Annotated in this window: 2 protein-coding genes; both read right to left on the reverse strand. The window is 58.8% G+C overall.

Features of this window, described 5'->3' with window-relative positions; genetic code table 11:
* Window positions 1-22: 22 nt before the first annotated feature.
* A complete protein-coding gene (locus ABX749_RS31660) occupies window positions 23-814 on the reverse strand; it encodes a hypothetical protein (protein ID WP_372899550.1) in 792 nt (263 codons plus the stop codon).
* A partial coding sequence (locus tag ABX749_RS31665) for a hypothetical protein (RefSeq protein ID WP_372899551.1) occupies window positions 814-1,804 on the reverse strand: 991 nt, incomplete at its 5' end. The genes ABX749_RS31665 and ABX749_RS31660, both read right to left, overlap by 1 nt.

A 1,804-nucleotide genomic window follows, 5' to 3' on the forward strand; every position in this document is an offset into this window, starting at 1 on the left:
CCGGGGCGAACTCGTCGTGTCATCAGTTGATGCCCAGCGCGTTAAAGTTGCCCTCCGGATAGACTTGCTCGACGTAGGCCGCGGCTGGACGGCGTAGAACGCGATCCCCGACCACCTCTTCATCGTGCCGGACCCACAAGTAGTCCCATCCTCGCTTACTGATTCCCGAGATCGCGCCAACGGACAACGCCGGTTGGTTGGGCCGCGCGGCGAAGTGATAGGTGATGTCGACCCAATTCTGTTCGTCTTCGCCACCGTCAGCTCCGAGAAACAGAGCTTCGCCGGGTGCGAAAATGGACCAGTCGGTCGAGTTCGTGCGACCGGTCATTGACACAACGGCCAACAGATAGGCGGTCGAAACCCACTCGAACTTCTTCCGCACCGAGAACTCGAATGCCGGCACGGTCACATCGACGCCTTCCACACCGGAATCGCTGACCCCGATCGCACCCTGGTAAATCGGAGCAATCTTGCCCGGCGCCGGATAGATCCCACGGGTGCCGAGCGATTGATTGAGGTGCGTGGTTGCTCCGGTCGTGTTGAACGATACCGGATCGAGTTTGGTCTTGTTGATGGTGACGCTGACCAACGCGTGTTTGGCGTTGATAAACTCGGCGTCGATCTGTAGGTACGGAATCAGGTCCGGGAAGTTGGCTTTGTAATAGCCGTAGGCGGCGCTGGCAGCCGCCGCCGGATCGACTGCGCCACCGTTGGTCGCAACATAGGCGACGAAGTCCGAATGCGATTTTCCTCGCGATGCCTTCTCGGAGAGCGCCGCGGTCTCGAAGTTGTATCCGCCGGCCGAAAAGCTCATCAGCTAAACACCAAGCCTCCGGACTTCGATCGCTCGACCAGCCGACGCGTATTATCCGCGGTCGCGATGATCGCCCGTTTCATGTCCTCCGTGATGCCATCACCGGACGAAGCGGGAAGCTGCAAACGCGACGTGGCACCGCTGAGTGCCAAATCGAATTCGCTGAGCGACTGACGGACTGAGGCGAAGGTTTCGTTGATGGCAACAACATCCAGGGCCGGTTCATCAGCTTCAGGCTCCATTACTGCTATTGCCTCGACGACAGGTTTATCTTCCTCCGGAATTTTCAGCTGCGGCGCCGCGATTACCTCCTCGTCCAACGGCTCGATGGGATCGAGCTTCAGGGGCTCCAGCTTTCTCGCACTACTGCCGAGCCCCAATCCACGGGAATCGAAGTTGCCTGCCGACTCGACTTGCGCCGTGTTGTCGGGACCGTCTGCAAATCGATCCATTGATGCCTGAGCATCTGGATCGATCCCGAGTTTTAGATCCTTGGGGTTCGGAGGTTGCAGTTCGGGATCATCGATTCCAGGAAGGTCGACCGTGGGAATATCGACGTCATCGGGATTGATCGGTTCCGGCAACGCAGGCGGTTTCGGCGGCTGGGCAATGCCAGGTGGGGAACCAGGTTCAGTGTGGTCGGATGGTGCGGTCGCATTGTTCGCCCGATCAATAGCGGCCTCGAAGTCGGCTTGAGCTGCGGCAACCTTTTCGTCTCGTTCGCGCTGGCGATCGCCCAACTCATTCGTACGTGCTGCCTCACGAGCCGCTTTGGACTCCGCGCGCATTTGGTCGAGGGTGGATTGGACGCCGGCCGTAGTGTCGTCGATCAGTTGCTGTCGTCGATCCTGAGCAGAATCGTTTTCCCGGAACTGTTGCTGTTTCGACTGATCGACGACCGCATTCTTAGCATCGGTCTCCGTGTCAATGGCTTGCATTTCCGCATCGAGATCACGACCTTTACGGGCTTTACGCCGTGCTTCGAGTTGA

The organism is Stieleria sp., from assembly GCF_041595215.1.
Taxonomy (GTDB): Bacteria; Planctomycetota; Planctomycetia; order Pirellulales; family Pirellulaceae; genus Stieleria; species Stieleria magnilauensis.